Source organism: Burkholderia sp. LAS2 (assembly GCF_018417615.1).
Taxonomy (GTDB): domain Bacteria; phylum Pseudomonadota; class Gammaproteobacteria; order Burkholderiales; family Burkholderiaceae; genus Burkholderia; species Burkholderia sola.
Genome location: NZ_CP071054.1, coordinates 1,000,230 through 1,017,343, shown reverse-complemented (window position 1 = coordinate 1,017,343; position 17,114 = coordinate 1,000,230). Strand labels below are relative to the sequence as shown.

Annotated in this window: 13 protein-coding genes and 2 pseudogenes; 10 read left to right on the top strand and 5 right to left on the bottom strand. The window is 64.6% G+C overall.

The genetic code is table 11. From position 1 onward, the window contains the following. Positions 1 to 16: 16 nt before the first annotated feature. Complete coding sequence (locus JYG37_RS33630) at positions 17 to 577, bottom strand: SLOG cluster 4 domain-containing protein (RefSeq protein ID WP_050016115.1); 561 nt, start codon at positions 575 to 577, stop codon at positions 17 to 19. Between the two features lie 274 nt (positions 578 to 851). On the opposite strand from JYG37_RS33630, the gene JYG37_RS33625 reads away from it, so the two are divergent. The 3 genes from JYG37_RS33625 to JYG37_RS33615 are packed head-to-tail and all read left to right on the top strand — an operon-like array spanning position 852 to position 4,466. After that, entirely contained in the window at positions 852 to 2,078 is a 1,227-nt protein-coding gene (locus JYG37_RS33625) for an aromatic ring-hydroxylating dioxygenase subunit alpha (protein WP_050016111.1), read from the top strand. Further along, the gene (locus JYG37_RS33620; protein ID WP_124557027.1) at positions 2,075 to 3,472 is read left to right on the top strand and encodes an SLC13 family permease; all 1,398 of its coding nucleotides are present in this window, start codon (positions 2,075 to 2,077) and stop codon (positions 3,470 to 3,472) included. The genes JYG37_RS33625 and JYG37_RS33620 overlap by 4 nt, the downstream gene beginning before the upstream one ends. Positions 3,473 to 3,494: 22 nt before the next feature. Then, positions 3,495 to 4,466 (top strand): PDR/VanB family oxidoreductase, encoded by a 972-nt coding sequence (locus JYG37_RS33615; protein ID WP_213346788.1) that lies wholly within the window; start codon positions 3,495 to 3,497, stop codon positions 4,464 to 4,466. Between the two features lie 302 nt (positions 4,467 to 4,768). On the opposite strand, the gene JYG37_RS33605 is transcribed toward JYG37_RS33615, so the two are convergent. Further along, on the bottom strand, positions 4,769 to 5,647 hold the full coding sequence (locus tag JYG37_RS33605; protein WP_235356263.1) for a LysR family transcriptional regulator: 879 nt from the start codon (positions 5,645 to 5,647) through the stop codon (positions 4,769 to 4,771). A gap of 1 nt (position 5,648) precedes the next feature. Then, positions 5,649 to 5,822, bottom strand: coding sequence for a hypothetical protein (locus tag JYG37_RS33600; RefSeq protein ID WP_160300523.1), 174 nt, complete (start codon positions 5,820 to 5,822; stop codon positions 5,649 to 5,651). 23 nt (positions 5,823 to 5,845) lie between these two features. Between JYG37_RS33600 and JYG37_RS33595 the strand changes: the two genes are divergently transcribed. From JYG37_RS33595 to JYG37_RS33580, 4 genes are all read left to right on the top strand, one after another. After that, complete coding sequence (locus JYG37_RS33595) at positions 5,846 to 7,018, top strand: CaiB/BaiF CoA transferase family protein (RefSeq protein ID WP_124639504.1); 1,173 nt, start codon at positions 5,846 to 5,848, stop codon at positions 7,016 to 7,018. Next, positions 7,015 to 7,854 carry an HTD2 family dehydratase gene (locus JYG37_RS33590; RefSeq protein ID WP_213346786.1) on the top strand — a complete coding sequence of 280 codons (840 nt, stop codon included), beginning with the start codon at positions 7,015 to 7,017 and terminating at the stop codon, positions 7,852 to 7,854. Before JYG37_RS33595 ends, JYG37_RS33590 begins: the two co-directional genes overlap by 4 nt. Before the next feature lie 48 nt (positions 7,855 to 7,902). Then, the gene (locus tag JYG37_RS33585) at positions 7,903 to 9,252 is read left to right on the top strand and encodes an MFS transporter (RefSeq protein ID WP_213346784.1); all 1,350 of its coding nucleotides are present in this window, start codon (positions 7,903 to 7,905) and stop codon (positions 9,250 to 9,252) included. 79 nt (positions 9,253 to 9,331) lie between these two features. Then, the gene (locus JYG37_RS33580; protein WP_213346782.1) at positions 9,332 to 10,195 is read left to right on the top strand and encodes an HpcH/HpaI aldolase/citrate lyase family protein; all 864 of its coding nucleotides are present in this window, start codon (positions 9,332 to 9,334) and stop codon (positions 10,193 to 10,195) included. Here JYG37_RS33580 and JYG37_RS33575 read toward each other — a convergent pair. Continuing rightward, positions 10,153 to 10,431 carry a hypothetical protein gene (locus tag JYG37_RS33575; RefSeq protein ID WP_089490227.1) on the bottom strand — a complete coding sequence of 93 codons (279 nt, stop codon included), beginning with the start codon at positions 10,429 to 10,431 and terminating at the stop codon, positions 10,153 to 10,155. The two genes, JYG37_RS33580 and JYG37_RS33575, sit on opposite strands and share 43 nt — an antisense overlap. Before the next feature lie 39 nt (positions 10,432 to 10,470). Here JYG37_RS33575 and JYG37_RS33570 point away from each other — a divergent pair. Beyond that, a pseudogene (locus JYG37_RS33570) lies at positions 10,471 to 10,959 on the top strand (Nramp family divalent metal transporter); the annotation flags it as partial. Between the two features lie 43 nt (positions 10,960 to 11,002). Here the strand turns inward: JYG37_RS33570 and JYG37_RS33565 are convergent. After that, positions 11,003 to 11,281 carry a hypothetical protein gene (locus JYG37_RS33565; protein ID WP_089490231.1) on the bottom strand — a complete coding sequence of 93 codons (279 nt, stop codon included), beginning with the start codon at positions 11,279 to 11,281 and terminating at the stop codon, positions 11,003 to 11,005. A 479-nt stretch (positions 11,282 to 11,760) separates the two neighbouring features. Here JYG37_RS33565 and JYG37_RS33560 point away from each other — a divergent pair. Together JYG37_RS33560 and JYG37_RS33555 are read left to right on the top strand one after the other, a co-directional pair. Next, positions 11,761 to 15,915 (top strand): annotated as a pseudogene (locus JYG37_RS33560) (CheR family methyltransferase). A 163-nt stretch (positions 15,916 to 16,078) separates the two neighbouring features. Further along, the gene (locus JYG37_RS33555; RefSeq protein WP_050016084.1) at positions 16,079 to 17,083 is read left to right on the top strand and encodes a chemotaxis protein CheB; all 1,005 of its coding nucleotides are present in this window, start codon (positions 16,079 to 16,081) and stop codon (positions 17,081 to 17,083) included. Positions 17,084 to 17,114: the final 31 nt, after the last annotated feature.

The window sequence follows — 17,114 nt, the reverse complement described above, 5'->3', positions numbered from 1 at the left end:
CCGGAACGCGTGCGGTTCACGCCGACGGAACGTGTGCGCCTGCGCCGCCCGCCGCGCGGTTCACGTGCGCGAGCACGAATGCATAGACGTCATCGAGCGCCGACACGATGCGCGTGCCGGCCGCGACGCCATCGAACGCGCTCGCGGGCCCGGTGCAGATCAACGGCTTCGCGAAGCGCGTCGCGAGGCGGATCTCGTCGAGCGTGCCCTTGCTCCCCGGTAGCGCGACGACGACGTCGCTCGTCAGCACGTTCACGTAGTTGCGGCTCAATGCGTCGTCCGGCGCGTCAGCTTCCTTGCGCGGCAGTGGCGTGACGATAGGCAGGTCGATGAACGGATTCGGATAGCCGGCGATCGGCACGAAGCCGAACAGCGGGTGCGCTTCGCTCGGCACGATGCCGATCGAGCGGCCGCGGCGCCCCGGCGTCGTCGCGTAGGCGCGCGCGACCGACAGCATCACGCCGCGGCCGGCGCCGGTCAGCAGGTCGAATCCTTGCGCGGCGATCCACGTTCCGAGCGGCGTCGCCCACTCCGGCCATTCGTTCTTGCCCGAGCCCATCACGCCAATGATCGCCATCTTGTCCTCCTGGTTGGCCGACGCGCGGCGTGTCGATCTCGGCGATCGCGCGCACCGTTCGTCTTTTTAATTATACACATCGACCGATTTCTGGTGATGCGGCGGCGATGACGGGCTGAAAATTGTGGATTTTCCCGCCTTGCATTTTTCCTTCACTTTATTTAGTCTAAAAAAATAGATTTATCGACGGACGTATCGCGACTCGAGGGTTCGCCGGTACGCAGCCGTCTCCGGGGCGATACAGCCCGCTACAACCTGAGAGAGAGGTGTATTCATGCTTGACCACGCCACCAACGAATTGCTGACCCGCGTGGGGCCCGGCACGCCGTGCGGCGAGTTGCTGCGTCGCTACTGGCATCCGGTCGGTTATTCGTCGGAGCTGGCCGAAGCCGGCCAGACGAAACGCGTGCGGATTCTCGGCGAGGATCTGGTGCTCGCGCGCACCGGCAACGGCGGCGTGCTGCTCGTGCAGGAGCGTTGCCCGCATCGCGGTGCATCGCTGCTGTACGGCTTCGTCGAGGAAGCCACGATCCGCTGCGCGTATCACGGCTGGCAGTACAACGCGGCCGGCGAATGCGTGGAGCGGCCGTTCGAATCGGCGAAGGCGAGCCGCGTCTGCAAGAAGCTGATCGACAGCTATGCGACGCACGAATGCGGCGGGCTGATCTTCGCCTACATGGGGCCGGCGGAGCAGAAGCCCGCGTTTCCGAACTGGGACATCCTCGTGCGCAACGACGGCCTCCGCCATTTCGAGGTGCAGGACGATCTCGCGTGCAACTGGTTCCAGGTGCAGGAAAACGCGGTCGACGTCACGCACACCTTCTATACGCACTCGAAATACTTCGAGCGCCTCGGCATGCGCGACGCGTCCGGGTTCGGCAAGCCGTTCAAGCGGTTCGGCTTCCAGCGCTTCGACTGGGGCATCGTGAAGAGCTGGGAATACGAAGGCGAGGGCCGCGGCTGGGGCAACCTGATGGTGTTCCCGAACATGCTGCGGATCATGACCGAGATGCACTGGCGCGTGCCGGTCGACGATACGACGACGCGGATCGTCTGGGTGTCGTTCACGCCGAACGCGGACGGCGCGCAGCCGCCCGCTCACGAGGCGCCGAAGATCGTCCGGCAGCCGGCGCGCACCGACGCGGCGGGCCGCTACCTGATGGACACGTTCATGAGCCAGGATGCGATGGCGGTCGAGACGCAGGGCCCGATCTTCGATCGTTCGCGCGAGAACCTCGGCGCGTCCGATCGCGGCATCGTGATGTTCCGCCAGATGCTGCAGGAGCAGATCGACGCGGTCGCGCGCGGCGAGCGGCCGGTCGCGAACGTGTACGGCGGCGCGCCGGACGTGACCGACCTGCGCGCGTGGATGGGCGGCTATCTGCCGATGAGCTGCGCGCCGGACCCGACGTTCCGCCAGCAGCGCGAATTCGGCGACATCTTCGACGAGTCGCACGTCGAGTACGAGATCCCGGCGAACTCGCCGGTGATGCGCGCTTGAGCGGCGGTGCGCTCGGCGGGCCGGGCCGCGGCGCCGGCATGCTGACGGCCGGCCGCGTCACGGTCGCGCTGCTCGCGGCGGGGCTCGCGAGCGTCGCCGCGCTCGGCGCGCGCGGCACGGTGTCGGCCGGCGACGCACGCATCGTCGCGATCGTGTTCACCTGCATCGTGCTGTGGGCGACGGGCGCGGTCGCGAGCCTGTGGGTGTCGCTGCTGTTTTTCTTCCTCGCGGCGACCTGCACGCCGGTGCCCACCGCCGAGATCTTCTCCGGCTTCGGGTCGAGCGCGTTCTGGCTCGTGTTCAGCGGCGCGGCGATCGGCTTCGCGCTGAAGGAGAGCGGCCTGAGCGAACGGATCGGCATCGCGCTCGCGCGCCGGATCGGCGGCTCGTATCTGAAGGCGCTGCTCGCATTCGCGATCCTGAGCTTCCTGCTGTCGCTCGTGATGCCGTCGACGTTCGGGCGGATCGCGATCCTGATTCCGATCGCGATCGGCTACTGCGACGTCGTGAAGCTCGGCGCGCACGCGAACGGGCGGCGCGGCATCCTGCTGCTCGTGATCGTCGGCTCGTACGAGCTGGCTGCCGCGGTGCTGCCCGCGAACCTGCCGAACGTGATCATGGCGGGGATTCTCGAGCAGTCGCACGGGATGCATCTGCGCTTCTCCGAGTATCTGCTGCTGTTCTTTCCGGCCGGCGTGATCGTGCGCGGCGCGGTGCTGGTGTTCGCGTCCTGGTGGCTGTTCGCGGATACGGTCGGCGAAGTCGAGATACCGGCGGCGCGCGTCGCGCTCGGCCGCCGCGAATGGCACGCGATCGTGCTGCTGGCGATCACGCTCGCGTTCTGGTTCACCGACGCCGTGCATCGCATCGCGCCCGGCTGGGTCGGGCTCGGCTTCGCGCTCGTCTACTTCGGCACGTCGCCGCCCGCACAGCTCGAGCGCTTCACCGCGACGCTGAAGATGGACCTGCTGTGGTTCATCGCGGCGATCATCGGGCTGACCGCGCTCGTCAACCATCTCGACATGCGCGTGCCGGACACGCTCGCGCTCGACGCGCTGCGCGACAGCCCGATGCTCATGTACTTCGCGCTGACTGCGCTGTCGATCGTCGTCTGCTTTGCGGTCACGTCGAATGCGGAACCGGCGCTATACGTGCCGATCGTGTCGCGCCTGCTCGCGCACGGGCTGCACCTGAAGGCCGGCCTGCTCGCGCAGGTAATGGGCTATGCGACCACGGTCCTGCCGTACCAGTCGCCGCCGATCGTGTTCGGCAACGCGCTCGCGCAGCTGGACCGGAGGGCGGTGCTCCGGTACTGCATCGCGACGGCGCTGCTGGGCGTGGTGTTCGTGATCCCGATCAATGCGTTGTGGTGGCGGCTGATCGGGCTGCTGTGAGTTTTCCTGAACGGTGAATCCAATGATCGAAAACGATCTGCTTGCCGCGCGCGTGATTGCGCGCGAGCGCGTCGCGTGCGACGTGATTTCGCTGCGGCTCGTCAGCGACGCGCCGGGTCTCCCCCTGCCCGCGTTCGAGGCCGGCGCGCATATCGACCTGCATCTGCGCGACGGGCTCACGCGCAAGTATTCGCTGTGCAACGATCCGGTCGAGCACGGCGTGTACGAGATCGCGATCAAGCGCGAGCCGGCGTCGAGCGGCGGCTCCGCGCACGTGCACGAGGCGATCCGGGTAGGCGATGTGCTGCGGATCGGCGCGCCGCTGAATTACTTCCCGCTCGCGCCGGACGACAGCCCGGCCGTGCTGCTTGCCGCCGGGATCGGCGTGACGCCGTTACTCGCGATGGCGCACAGCCTGGTGCGCGCGGGGCGGCCGCTCGCGTTCCACTACTTCGTGCGTTCGGCCGACGCGGCCGCGTACGGGGCGACGCTCGCGTCGCGGCTCGCGGACGTCGCGACGGTGCACACGGGGCTGACGCCCGACGCGACCCGCGACGCGATCGCGACGATCGTCGGCGCGATGGATTCGCGCTCGCATCTGTATTTCTGCGGACCGACGCCGTTCATGGCGGCCGTCGACGCGATCGCGCGCCCGGCGCTCGGCGATGCGCGGCTTCATCACGAGTATTTTTCCGCGCCAGCCGCGGAGCCTGCCGACGGCGGGGCCGACGCGTTCCGGATCGAGCTCGCGCGCGCGCAGCGCGCGCTGCTCGTGCCGCCGGGGCAGTCGATCACCGATGTGCTGTACGAGCACGGCATCGCGGTCGCCACGTCGTGCGAGGCGGGCGTGTGCGGCGCATGCCGGACGACCGTGCTCGAGGGCACGCCCGATCATCGGGACGCGTTCCTGAGCGCGGCGGAAAAGGCCCGCAACGACTGCATGATGCCGTGCGTGTCGCGATGCCGCGGCGAACGGCTGGTGCTGGATCTCTGAGCCGTCACGGAGGGCTGAGTGAGGCCGGTCGGAAAAAATGGATGTCAACGTTTCGTAGAATCGGGAAACGGAGGCATGGATGAATCGCATTCCACGAGCGGTCGATACGAAGGCGCTTCGCGACGAAGCAGCCAAACTGGCGTGGACTGAAGGTGTTGGGGGATCGGAAGCTTTCCGGCGCTTGCCGATCCCGATCGAGACGCTGGCAAATCGGCACGTCGTTCGACGATGTGCAGGACGACGAGCGCGAATGGATCGCCTCCGCATCACGCTTGGGATGCGCGCTTTTATTTTTCGGCGAATCACTCCGAAGCATGGCACAGCATGCCGACCAACTTGTCTCGGTACAGGTTCTTCTCCGCCGGACTGCGCTGTACGCATACGTGCAGGTTGCGCTGGGACCAAGGCTCAATCAGCGGGATGACCGCGATCTTTCCCTCATCCGATGATTCGATCGCCGTTCGCGGAACGATACCCATTCCAGCTCCCGACGATACGAGGCGAGCGATAGCCCGATAACCGGATACCTGCACGCGAATGTCGAGTCGTCCATCCAGCGCGGCGGCATGGTTCACCAGAAACGTGTGCAGCGCAGCCCCTGATTGCAGACTAATGAACGGCTGACCCAGGCAGGCCTCGAAGCTGACTTCGCTCTGCCTGGCGAGCGCGTGCGTCACAGGCGCGAGCAAGACCAATTGGTCCTTCTTGTACGGTACGAATCGCAGCGCCGAATGCCCGGAATCCAAGGCCACGACACCGACATCCGCTCGACCGGCCACCACCGCGGCGACGATGTCGTGACTCAGTCGTTCTTCCAGTGTGATGCGCACGCTCGGGAACGCCGCGAAGAAACGAGCGAGGTCGTCCGGCAGATGGGAGCTGATCGCGTTGTTGTTGGCGAATACGGTGACGTGCCCGGTCATTCCCTGGGTGAAAGGCAAAAGATCCGAGCGCATTTGGTCGAGTTGAGCGAGACAACGCCGTGCGTGCTCCACGAGAACCTGGCCCGCCGCCGTCAGCGCGACGCCTCTCGGATGTCGACTCAGCAACGTCACCCCTACCGAGTCTTCAAGATTCTTCACGCGAAGGCTCGCAGACGATGGCGCAAGGTGGCAGCGTTCAGCGCCGCGCGAGACGTTGCCTTCCTCGGCGACGGCGACGAACACCTTCAGGTCAGTCAAGTCATAGCTCATCGTGTTCGAATTTGGCGAAGATGACGCCGGCTTTATAGCACAGCAGCACTCGCCAGCTTGCGGTACGCAAATTGCTGCATTGCACGATTTCGTTAATTCCGAACGATCCTTTCGTGAAATCTCGCTGTAATCGACCGCCGCGTTTTCCGATACTGGTAGCCATCAACCTAACTCGGGAAGGCAGTGATGGTCGCATCAGTGGGTGAAGCATCCTCGGCGAAGCCACTCGCCGGCGTCGTCGTCGTCTCCATCGAACAAGCGCTGGCGGCGCCTTTGTGCACAGGACGCCTGGCGGAAATGGGGGCGCGGGTCATCAAGATCGAACGCGCGGAAGGCGATTTTGCGCGTGGCTACGACGCGGCCGCGAACGGTCAATCGTCGTATTTTGTCTGGACAAATCGCGGCAAGGAATCGGTCGTGCTGGACTTCAAGGACGCCGATGACGCCGCACTCCTGCATCGGCTTATCGCGGAGGCCGATGTCTTCGTTCAAAACCTGGCCCCCGGCGCATTGGATAGAGCCGGATTCGGCAGTGAAAGACTGCGTGAAATGCACACGCGTCTGATCACGTGCGATATCAGCGGCTACGGCACGAACAACGCTGCGAGCCATCTCAAGGCGTACGACCTTCTCGTGCAGTGCGAAAGCGGTCTGGCGGGTATCACTGGCGCACCGGATGCATGTGGGCGCGTTGGCGTTTCCATCTGCGACATTGGCGCGGGGATGAACGCGACCATTGCCGTGCTGTCGGCTCTCGCGCTTCGCTCGAGCACCGGCAAGGGATCGGGTGTCTCGGTTTCCTTGTTCGACGGTGCGGCGGACTGGATGACGATCCCCTACGTACACCACGTTTACGGAAATGGAGCACCTGCACGCCAGGGTCTGAAGCATCCTTCCATTGCGCCGTATGGCGCGTTCAAGACCAAGGACGGTGACGAAATCGTCATCAGCATTCAAAACGAGCGTGAGTGGCGTCAGTTCTGCTCGGCGTTCCTCCAGCAACCGGACGTGGCGGAAGACGCGCGCTTCTCGTCCAACACGAATCGCGTGCAAAACCGCGCAGCCCTCGAACGGGTGATTGCCGACGCATTCGCGAAGGTCGACTCCAGCGAAGCGCTTCAACGCCTGTCAATCTCGAACACCGCGTATGGTCAGGTTCGCTCGGTTGCCCAGATGGCTGAACACCCTGCGTTGCGGACGTGGCCGATGACAGTCGACGGCGAAGCATTGCGAATGATTGCGCCGGCGGTTCGCGCGCCGTGGGACAGCCAACACTTTGATGCAGCACCTAAGTTGGGAGAACACACCGAGCGGATTCGCGCCGAGTTCGCCACGAAACAAGTGGGAGAATTCGCATGAGCGGCGTCGACATTGCCCACCTCCGCGAATGGATCGGCAAGAGCCAGTCCGACCGTGACGTCCTGTCGTCGCGTCACGCGCGACTGATGGCCGCGACCCTCGGAATGCCTCAGTCCGACTTCGTCGACGGCGCACGATTGCCCCCGCTTTGGCATTGGCTCTATTTCCTGAGTGGCGACGCACCTTCGGCGCTCGGTCGAGACGGGCACCCCGCAAGAGGCAGCTTCCTGCCTCCCGTCCCGTTGCCGAACCGCATGTGGGCCGGGGGCAAGCTCGAATTTCATGGCGACCTGCCGCTTGGCGCGGAAGTTGAAAAGCGTTCGAGCATCGCATCGGTCGAGCACAAACAAGGACGAAGCGGCGAACTCGTCTTCGTGACCGTCCTGCATGAAGTCGTGCGCGAAGGGAAGGTGCTTGTCACCGAGCACCACGACATTGTCTACAAGGAAGCGTCGAAGGGCGGCGCCACGCCTGCGCAAACGGACATGCCCCAACCGCAGCGGACGCGTCGAGTGAAACCCGATTCGACGATGCTGTTCCGCTACTCCGCGCTGACGTTCAATGGCCACCGCATTCACTACGACGCGGACTACTGCCGAGCGGTCGAGGGCTATCCGAATCTCGTGATTCACGGGCCCCTCAATGCAACGCTCCTTGCAAGCTTCGCGGAGGAAGTGAGCGGACGTCGCCTGAAGCACTTTCGTTATCGCGGCATTCAGCCGTCGGTGCTGGGCAACGAATTGGAGTTCAACGCCGCGCCAGACGGCGACCCACTCGTCGTTTGGGTGAGCCTGCCCGGCGGTGCAGTGTCCATGCGAGCCGAAGCCTCGTTCTGAACGCACACAAATTTGCCTCGACAAAATTTTTCAAGATTGGAGACATGGATGCACCCGAACGCCCCTCTCGGTCAGGCCGATGCCTCGACCCGGTCGAAAGACTCAAAGCGCATCGAGCGCCGCGCCGCAATCGCAAGTGTCATTGGCACCACGATCGAATGGTACGACTTCTTCATCTACGGCACCGCAGCCGCGCTCGTTTTCCCGAAGCTTTTCTTTGCACACGGTAGCTCGGAAGGCCTCATGGAGTCGTTCGCCACGATTTTCGTGGGCTTTCTGTCGCGCCCGTTGGGCGGAGCCATTTTCGGTTACATGGGTGACCGTGTCGGCCGCAAATCGACGCTCGTCGCCACGCTGACCTTGATGGGCGTTGCGACGTTGTTCGTGGGGTTACTGCCCACCTCGCAACAGATTGGACCCGCTGCCGGCTGGCTTCTGATCGGACTTCGGTTCCTCCAGGGAATCGGCGTGGGCGGCGAGTGGGGTGGCGCTGTCCTCCTGTCAATGGAAAGTCATCAAGGCAAGCGTCGCGGCTTCATGGCGTCGTTGCCGAATGTTGGCGTTCCTCTCGGCCTCGTTATCTCGGTGCTCGTGTGGAGCGTCTGCAGCCGCTGGAGCGGCGACTCGCTGATGGAATTTGGCTGGCGCGTTCCCTTCTATGCAAGCGGCGTGCTTTTGGTGTTCGGCCTGCTGATTCGTATGGGCGTGCCGGAGACCCGGGATTTCGTCGAGGCCAACAAGTCGATCGATCGCACCAGGAGTCCGATTCGGGAAGCCATCAGAACCGAGTGGAAGGCGATATTGCTTTCGGCGCTCGTCCGTCCCGGCGAACAGGCCGCGTTCTACATGCTCACGTCGTTTGCCATGCTGTACGGTTCGAAGAACCTTGGCCTCGGCAAGGCGTTCATCCTGAACGCGGTGTTGATTGCTGCTGTCGTCGCGTGTTTTGCGTTGCCGTACTTTGGGCATCTGGCGGACCGTATCGGCCGTCGGAAGACCTACATGTCGGCAGCCATCTGCATGATGTTGTTCGCTTTCCCGTACTTCGCCTTGCTCAATACGAAGATTCCGCTCGCCGTCATTGCAGGCACGGTCGTCATCATGGTCATTCACGCGGCGCTCTACGGGTCGCAGGCCGCTTTCATTGCCGAGTCGTTTCCTCCCGGCATTCGCTACAGCGGTGCGTCGCTTGGATACCAAGGCGCGTCGATTATTGCCGGCGGCCCCGCACCGATGATTTCGCTCTGGCTGTTTCAGACGTTCCATTCCGCCTACGCCGTTGCCGCTTTTCTCGCGGCCATGTCTGTCGTCAGCGCGTGCGCGGCGTTCTTCCTTGGCAGGCAAAAGACTGTCGAACAGAAGTCGGTATCAGAGCGTCTCGTAGAGGTCGCTCGCTAAGCTCATCACGATGCTCGCGTCGGAAGACCGATGCCTCTTGCGGCTTGCAAGACGCAAGCTCAGCCCCTGGACAAATCGTATGTATCCGAGATCCTATTTGTTCGTTCCCGGCAATCGACCGGAACGATTCGACAAAGCGTGCGCTGCGGGCGCAGACGCGGTAATCATTGACCTCGAAGACGCGGTGCCACCCACCGCAAAAGCGCAGGCTCGTGATGCCGTCATGTCGTGGCTCAGGAATGGTGGACGAGCGTATGTGAGAGCGAACGCGGTGGATACCGAGTGGTACAAGGACGATATAGCGGCTCTTCGGACGTGTCGGAGCCTCCAGGGCATCGTCGTCCCCAAGGCTGAGCGAGCCGACCTGCTGTCGAACCTTGCGAACGAGATCTCCGATGAAGCGGCACTGCTGCCGCTCATCGAGACCGCGGTTGCATTTGATGACCTCCGCTCGCTTGCGAAGGTGCCGAAAGTCGAGCGCCTTCTGTTCGGAACCTTGGACTTTCAGGTCGACACCGGTATTCAAGGTGATGGCGATGAGCTCGTGTACTTCCGCTCGCAACTGACCATAGCGTCACGGATTGCCGGCATCGCGGCGCCCGTGGACGGAGTCACTGCAGCAATCGATGATGCCCAGAGGATCCGTCGGGATACGGTTCGAGCTCGCAATCTTGGTTTCAGGGGCAAGCTGTGCATCCACCCCAAACAAATCGAGCATGTACACGCGGCTCTCCGCCCTTGCCTGGAAGAGATCGAGTGGGCGCACCGCGTCCTTTCTGCCGTTCAGGAAAGCGACGGCTCGGCCATTAGCGTCGATGGAAAAATGGTGGACACCCCTGTCATTGCCAAGGCGAATGACATCGTAAGCAGTTCGGTCGCCGAGTCGGCGACCGAGCCGCGTCATCCGGCGTCGTCCGATGGCGCGGCAGGCGCTTCGCCTTGACCGCCGCGCTCCGTCGTCGACCCATGGCTCAGGCGGGAAGCGATGTCGGCCCCGAGCGCATGGAGAATCGATCGGCCTTTCTTCGTCAGATACGCGCGTCGGCGGCCGGGGGCGCCATGTTCGAGCATGACGAGTTGCCGTTCGAGCAACGCATCGAGTTCGGCGCGATTCATGTCGAGCTGATCCGGCGCCTGGCACACCAGCATCAGCGTCGCGAATTCATGCGGGCTCAGCATGGCCGCCCCCCGTCGAGTACGGCGCCGCCCACAGCGGGCGCGAGCGCGGCGTTTCATGCCGACCATCGCGATGTCGTGGAAATCGAAGCGGCGTACCGGATGCTCACCCCGTTGCTCGGCCCGGCCGCCGCGACCTGCTTTCTCGTGTCGCTGATGAGCGCCGGCATCTCGAGTTCCGTCGTCGGCACGATGGCCGGGCAGATGATCATGCAGGGCTTCGTCGGGTTCCGGATTCCGGTCTGGCTGCGCAGGCTCGTCACGATGGCGCCCGCGTTCGTCGTCGTCGGGATGGGCGTCGATTCGATGCAGGCGCTCGTGATCAGCCAGGTCGTGCTGTCCGTCGTCCTGCCGGTGCCGATGCTGGCGCTGATTTACTTCTGCGGGCGGCGTGACGTCATGGGCGCCTTCGCGAGCGGACGTATCGCGCGCTGCGCCGCGCTTGGCGCGACTGCCGTCGTCGTCGGGCTGAATGCCGTGTTGCTGGCGGGGCCGATCGGCGCGATGGCGTTGCGGTTGGGCGGCAACTGAACGGCCCGAGTGTCAGCGTCCGGACGATCGTGGCAGCCCGTGTTCAGCGCGCTTTCAGCATTTCGTCGGCGAGCCGATAGGCGCTGACCGCGCGCTTCGATTCGTAGTCGGCGATCGTCGACACGTTGCGCCCGGCGTCGCGCGACAGCAAGCCTTGCAGCGCGGCGGCGGCGAAGAAATCGCGGAGGTCCGGCGTCGCGGATTTCGGCTCCGGCGGAGTGGCTTCGACGATCGGCCCCGCTTTCCAGAAAACGGGCGACGGCGTGGCTGCCTTGGAGACGGCGGCGGTTTGCTTGCTCACATCCTGGGAAAACGGCGTCATTTCTTCCCCTTCGATTCAGTATCTGTTGGCGAAGCAGCGTAACGTCCCCGATTGCGTGGGCGAGCATCGTTTCGTCTTGTTTTTGAGCGGTACTAACCACTTGATCGACGCGAATATTCGCCGGTAATACGGCATCCGTCAAAGGAGATAAATTGAATCCGACGGGCCGACGCACGAGCACGATTCGTTCCCGGTGGGGATCGGCGGGAGGCATCGTGTTGCGCCAACCGACGGAAATGGTATGTCGGCACGAATGACGTTCCGGCGACACACCCGCGTGCGGGCGTGGCGCTCCGCCGCACGAGGGTTGCAAGCCTCGCGTCAGGCGCCCGGTCGCGCTTTCCGGTGCCGTACAATGCGCATGGAAGCGAAGGGAAGTATCGCCAGCGGGATCGTGGGACGGCCGGACGAGGGCGATGCGACCCGGCACCGATCGGCGCCTGGCGCATCATGTTCCGCAACACCATCAGGAGAATTCAATGGCACGGCAAGCGCCTACGCACAAGGAGCGGCCTCCATCGCCCGCGACGTTGAAGAGCGATCTGTCGTTTCCGGTAGTGGGCATCGGTGCGTCGGCAGGCGGCACGATGGCCTTGCAGACCTTTTTCGAGAGCGCGCCGACGGGCATGGACATGGCGTTCGTCGTCGTCGTCCATCTCGCGCCGGAACAGGTCAGTCATATGGACGCCGTCCTGCAGCGCACGACGGGCATGCCGGTGCATCAGGTGACGTCCACGGTACCGATCGAGAAAAACCATATCTACGTGATCGCACCGGGCATGCAGCTCGAGATGTCGGACGGTTGCCTTCGTTGCCGCAGCCGTGACCCGTCCGACGAGGTTCCGTTCACGATCGACCACTTCTTTCGGACGCTGGCGGACGCGCACGACTGGCGCGCGGTCGGCATCGTGATGTCCGGCACCGGCTCCGACGGCGCCGCGGGCTTGAGCCGCATCAAGGAGGCGGGCGGCATCACGCTCGCGCAAACGCCGGACGACGCCGAGCACGCGGAGATGCCGCAGCACGCGATTGCGATGGCGCGCGTCGATATCGTGCTGCCGGCGGCCGAGATGCCGCAACGGTTGCTCGAACTCTGGTCGAATGCGCGCCGCATCGAACAGCAAAGCCTCGAATTCGCGCAATCGCTGCACAACGTCGATCGGCCGACGGTCAACGATCCCGAACGGGCGCTCTCCGACATTCTGATGCACCTGAGGGTACGCACCGGCCACGATTTCAGGCTGTACAAGCGGGCGACCGTGCTGCGACGTATCGAGCGGCGCATGCAGGTCAACGGCCAGCGCGATCTCCTCGCGTATCGGGATTTCTTGCGGGCCACGCCGGAAGAAGCGAACGCGCTGCTGGCGGACATGCTGATCGGCGTGACCCAGTTCTTCCGCGACCGCGAAGCCTTCGATTTCCTCGAACGGGAAGTGATCGGCTCGTTGTTCGCGTCGGAGTCCGGCGAGGAGCAGGTACGCGTGTGGGTGGCCGGATGCGCGACGGGCGAAGAGGCGTACTCGATCTCGCTGCTGCTGGCGCGGGCGCGTGAGGCCGCGATGTCGAGCCAGGCCATCCAGGTCTTCGCGACCGATATCGACGAAGCGGCGATCGTCCGCGCGCGGACCGGTTCCTAGCCGCTGTCGATCGCGAGCGACGTGCCCGCCCCGCTGCTGCAGCGGTATTTCACGCGAGAAGGCGCGCACTACGTGATCGCGAAGGCGGTACGCGAACGTATCCTGTTCGCGGCGCACAGCCTGCTGCGCGATCCGCCGTTCTCGCATCTCGACCTGATCTCGTGCCGCAACGTGCTGATCTATCTCGAGCGGGCGGTGCAGCGGCAAATCCTGGAGCTGTTCCATTTCGCGTTGCGCCCCAACGGCTATCTGTTCCTCGGCACCGCGGAGTCCGCCGACGCGGCGGACGATCTGTTTGTCGTCGTGGACAAGAAACGCCGGATCTACCGCGCACGCGTCGTCACGCATCGCGCGAAGCCGGCCACGGGCTTTCCGCCGCTGTTCCAGGTCGAATCCGGCGCATCCGACGAGCGGGCCGCGCCGCAGCCGCCGTTGCGCGTGCCGGCCAGCCCGGCCCAACGCAACTTCTCCTATTCGAAGCTCCATCAGCGCGCGCTCGAAACGTATTCGCCGCCGAGCGTCATCATCGACAAGGAATCGAACGTCGTTCATCTGTCGGATAACGCGGGCCGGTTCCTGCGGCACGTTGGCGGCGAGCTGTCGAGCAACATCATGACGCTGGTGCTGCCGGATCTGCGGCTCGATCTGCGCACCGCGATTTTCCGTGCGCTGCAAACGGGCACGAGCGTCGAGGCGCGCCGGGTGAAATGGGCACACGATGCCCGCGTGTCGTGGATCAACATGACGGTCAGGCCGTTTCACGACAAGGTCGCGAATGCGGAATTCCTGCTCATCGTGTTTGACGAGGTGGCCGGCCGCATGACCGAGGAGGACCAGGTCGAGACGAGCGGGCAGGACCCGGTTCTGGCCCAGCTCGAACAGGAGCTGCAGCACAGCCGCGAGCAACTCGCGACGATCATCGAGCAGTACGAAACGTCCGTCGAGGAATTGAAGGCGTCGAACGAGGAGCTGCAGGCGATCAACGAAGAGTTGCGCTCCACGAGCGAGGAGCTGGAAAGCAGCAAGGAGGAACTGCAATCGGTCAACGAGGAGTTGACGACGGCCAACGCCGAAATGCAGGCAAGGATCGAAGACACCGCGAAAGCGAACGACGACCTCCACAACATCATCGCGTCGAGCGAGATCGCGACCGTGTTCGTCGACAAGGAAATCCGGGTCAAGCGGTTTACGCCCAACGCCACCGCGATTTTCAATCTGATCGATACGGACCTGGGCAGGTCGCTATTTCATATTACCCACGCACTGCGGTATCCGACGCTGGCAGACGACGTCCGGCAGTCGTTTCAGTCGCTGCGGCTGATCGAGCGCGAGATCGAGAGCGAGGCTGGCCGGTGGTATCTGATGCGGTTGCTGCCCTATCGGACGGCGGACGATCACATCGACGGCGCGGTGATCACGCTGATCGACATCACCGACCGGCATCACGCGGAAGAGGCGGCGCGGGCAGGCGAGCAGCGCCTGCGTCTGGTCGCGCAATCGACCAAGGACTACGCGATCATCATCCAGGACGGCAACGGGTCCATCGTGAGCTGGAACGCCGGTGCGGAACGCATCTTCGGCTATACGGAAGAAGAGATGATCGGCCAGGACGTGGATCTGATCTACGAGCCGAGCGACCGACAGGCGCTCGTGCCGACGCGCGAGCGTGACATCGCGACCCGCGAAGGGCGCGCGGACGACGAGCGCTGGCACCGGACCAAGGACGGACGGCGGATTTTCTGTAGCGGCGTCGTCACGCCGATTTCCGATACGTCGTTCAACGGCTTCGCGAAGATCGTGCGCGACATGACGCTGCGCAAGCAGAGCGACGACGCGAACCGCGAAGCGCTGGCGCGGGAACAGGCGGCACGCGAGCAGGCGCTCAGTTCGAGTCAGCTGAAGGACGAGTTCATTGCGGTGTTGTCCCACGAGCTGCGGCATCCGCTCAACCTGATCGGCGTCAAGTCGGAAATGCTGCCGCGCCTGCCGGAGACGCGTGACATTCCCGCCGTGCGCGACGCCGCGGATTCGATTCGGCAGGCCGTGCGCGCACAGGCGCAGATCATCGACGACCTGCTCGATCTGTCGCGCATCCAGACCGGCAAGCTCGCGCTCGAGCTGGGCCGGGTCGATCTGACGGCGATGTTGCGCAGCATCACGGATACCTGCGAGCTCGACGTGCACGCGCGCGGCCTGATCCTGCAAACGGAGCTGCCGACGGAGCCGGCCATCGCGCTTGCCGATTCGGTGCGATGCGAGCAGATCTTCTGGAACCTGATGTCCAATGCACTCAAGTACACGCAGCCGCACGGCGAGATCGTCGTGCGTCTCGCGCATGAGGGCAAGATGCTGCGTGTCGACGTGATCGACGACGGGCAGGGGATCGACGAAGATACGCTGCCGCATGTCTTCGATATGTTCCGGCAGGCGCCGCGCGACCGGACCCGCGGCGGTCTCGGTATCGGGCTGGCGCTCGTTCGGCAACTCGTCGAAATGCACGGCGGCCGGATCGCCGCGACGTCCGCTGGCCTGGGGTCCGGCACCACGATGACGGTATGGCTGCCGGCCGCACCGATCGAGCGCGCCGTGCCAGCGGGCGGCGGCGTGCCGGAGGGGAATATCGCCGGCCTGCGCGTGCTGCTGGTCGAGGACGATGAGGAGACGGCGATGTCGCTCACCGCGCTGCTGGAACTGGCGGGGGCGGTGGTCCAGACCGCGAAAAACGGAGCCGCGGCGTTGGCGATGCTGCAGGAGGCGTCCGTCGATGCGATCGTGTCCGACATCGGGCTTCCCGACATGGACGGCTACGAGTTGCTTCGCCGCATCAAGGCCGATCCCCGATGGGCCACGCTCCGGACCGTTGCGCTGACCGGCCGCAATCGCCAGGACGATGTCCGGGCCGCGGCGGAAGCCGGCTTCGACAGCCATCTGTCAAAACCGCTCGATTTCGGGATGTTGCTCGCGGCACTCGGCGACGCGCGTCGGGACACCCGATGACGGCCGACGGCCCGCGCGTGCGTCGCGGGTCGTTCGGGCGCGGCTGGCCACGGCGGCGTTTCCGGCAATCGCCATTCGACCCGCATTGCGGCATGCGGGGCCGCCCGTGGCGGAATCCCGGTTCAGGAACCCGATTTGCGGCTATCTCCGCAAAGGGGGGTCTATGGATCGTCGAGATATCGTCGTAATCGCATCGTCCCGAGGCGGTCTCCCGGTCCTCCGGACGCTGGTGGCCGGCGTCGCCGCGGATTTTCCGGTGCCGATTTGCATCGTGCAGCATATTGGTCGACATCGGACGATGTTGCCGGAGCTGCTGTCGCGATGGGGTACGCTGGATGCGAGCGTGGCGCTACAAGGGGAACCGCCGCAAGCGGGCAGAATTTACGTGGCGCCGCCCGACCGGCACATGATCGTGCGTGACGGAAATCTATGGCTGCTCGATACCGCGGCCGAGAACTTCGCCCGACCGGCCGCCGATCCGCTGTTCCGGTCTGCCGCCCGCGAATATGGCGCCGGTGCGATCGGCGTCGTCCTCAGCGGCGATCTCGATGACGGCGCGGCCGGCCTGGCGGCGATTCGCGCACGGGGCGGCTACGGTATCGTTCAGGACCCCGACGAATGCGAAGCGCCGTCGATGCCGCGCAGCGCGCTGGCCGCGACGGGAGCCGATGCGGTCGCAAAAGCCGGGGAACTGCCGGGGACCATTCATGCAGCGGTCTACGGCGCATGTGTGAAGGAGCAGCGGAAAATGGCAGACTTGCGCGACCTGGACCATGAGAGCCGGATAGCAGAGGACGGCCTCGTCGACCCGGGACTGCTTGACGAGATCGGGACGCGTTCCGCCCTCACGTGCCCCAGTTGCAACGGCGTGCTCTGGCGCATGCGCGACGAACGGCCGTTGCGATATCGATGCCATACCGGGCATGCGTTCTCCGTGCTTTCACTCGACGACGCCGAGGCCCGGAAAGCGGAGGATGCGATATGGGGGGCCATCCGCGCGGTTCACGAGCGCATGATCTTTGCGCGCGAGCGCCAGGAATGGGCGCGCCGCACGGGCAACGCCGAGGACGTCGCGATCGAACAGGCCCGCATCGACGAAAACCAGCGGCTCGCGGACGTGCTGCGCAATGCGGTCGGCACGGCGATAAACAGGGGCGAACTGGAGTGAGCGCAGCGAGCCGTGCCAACCGCGCCGCAGG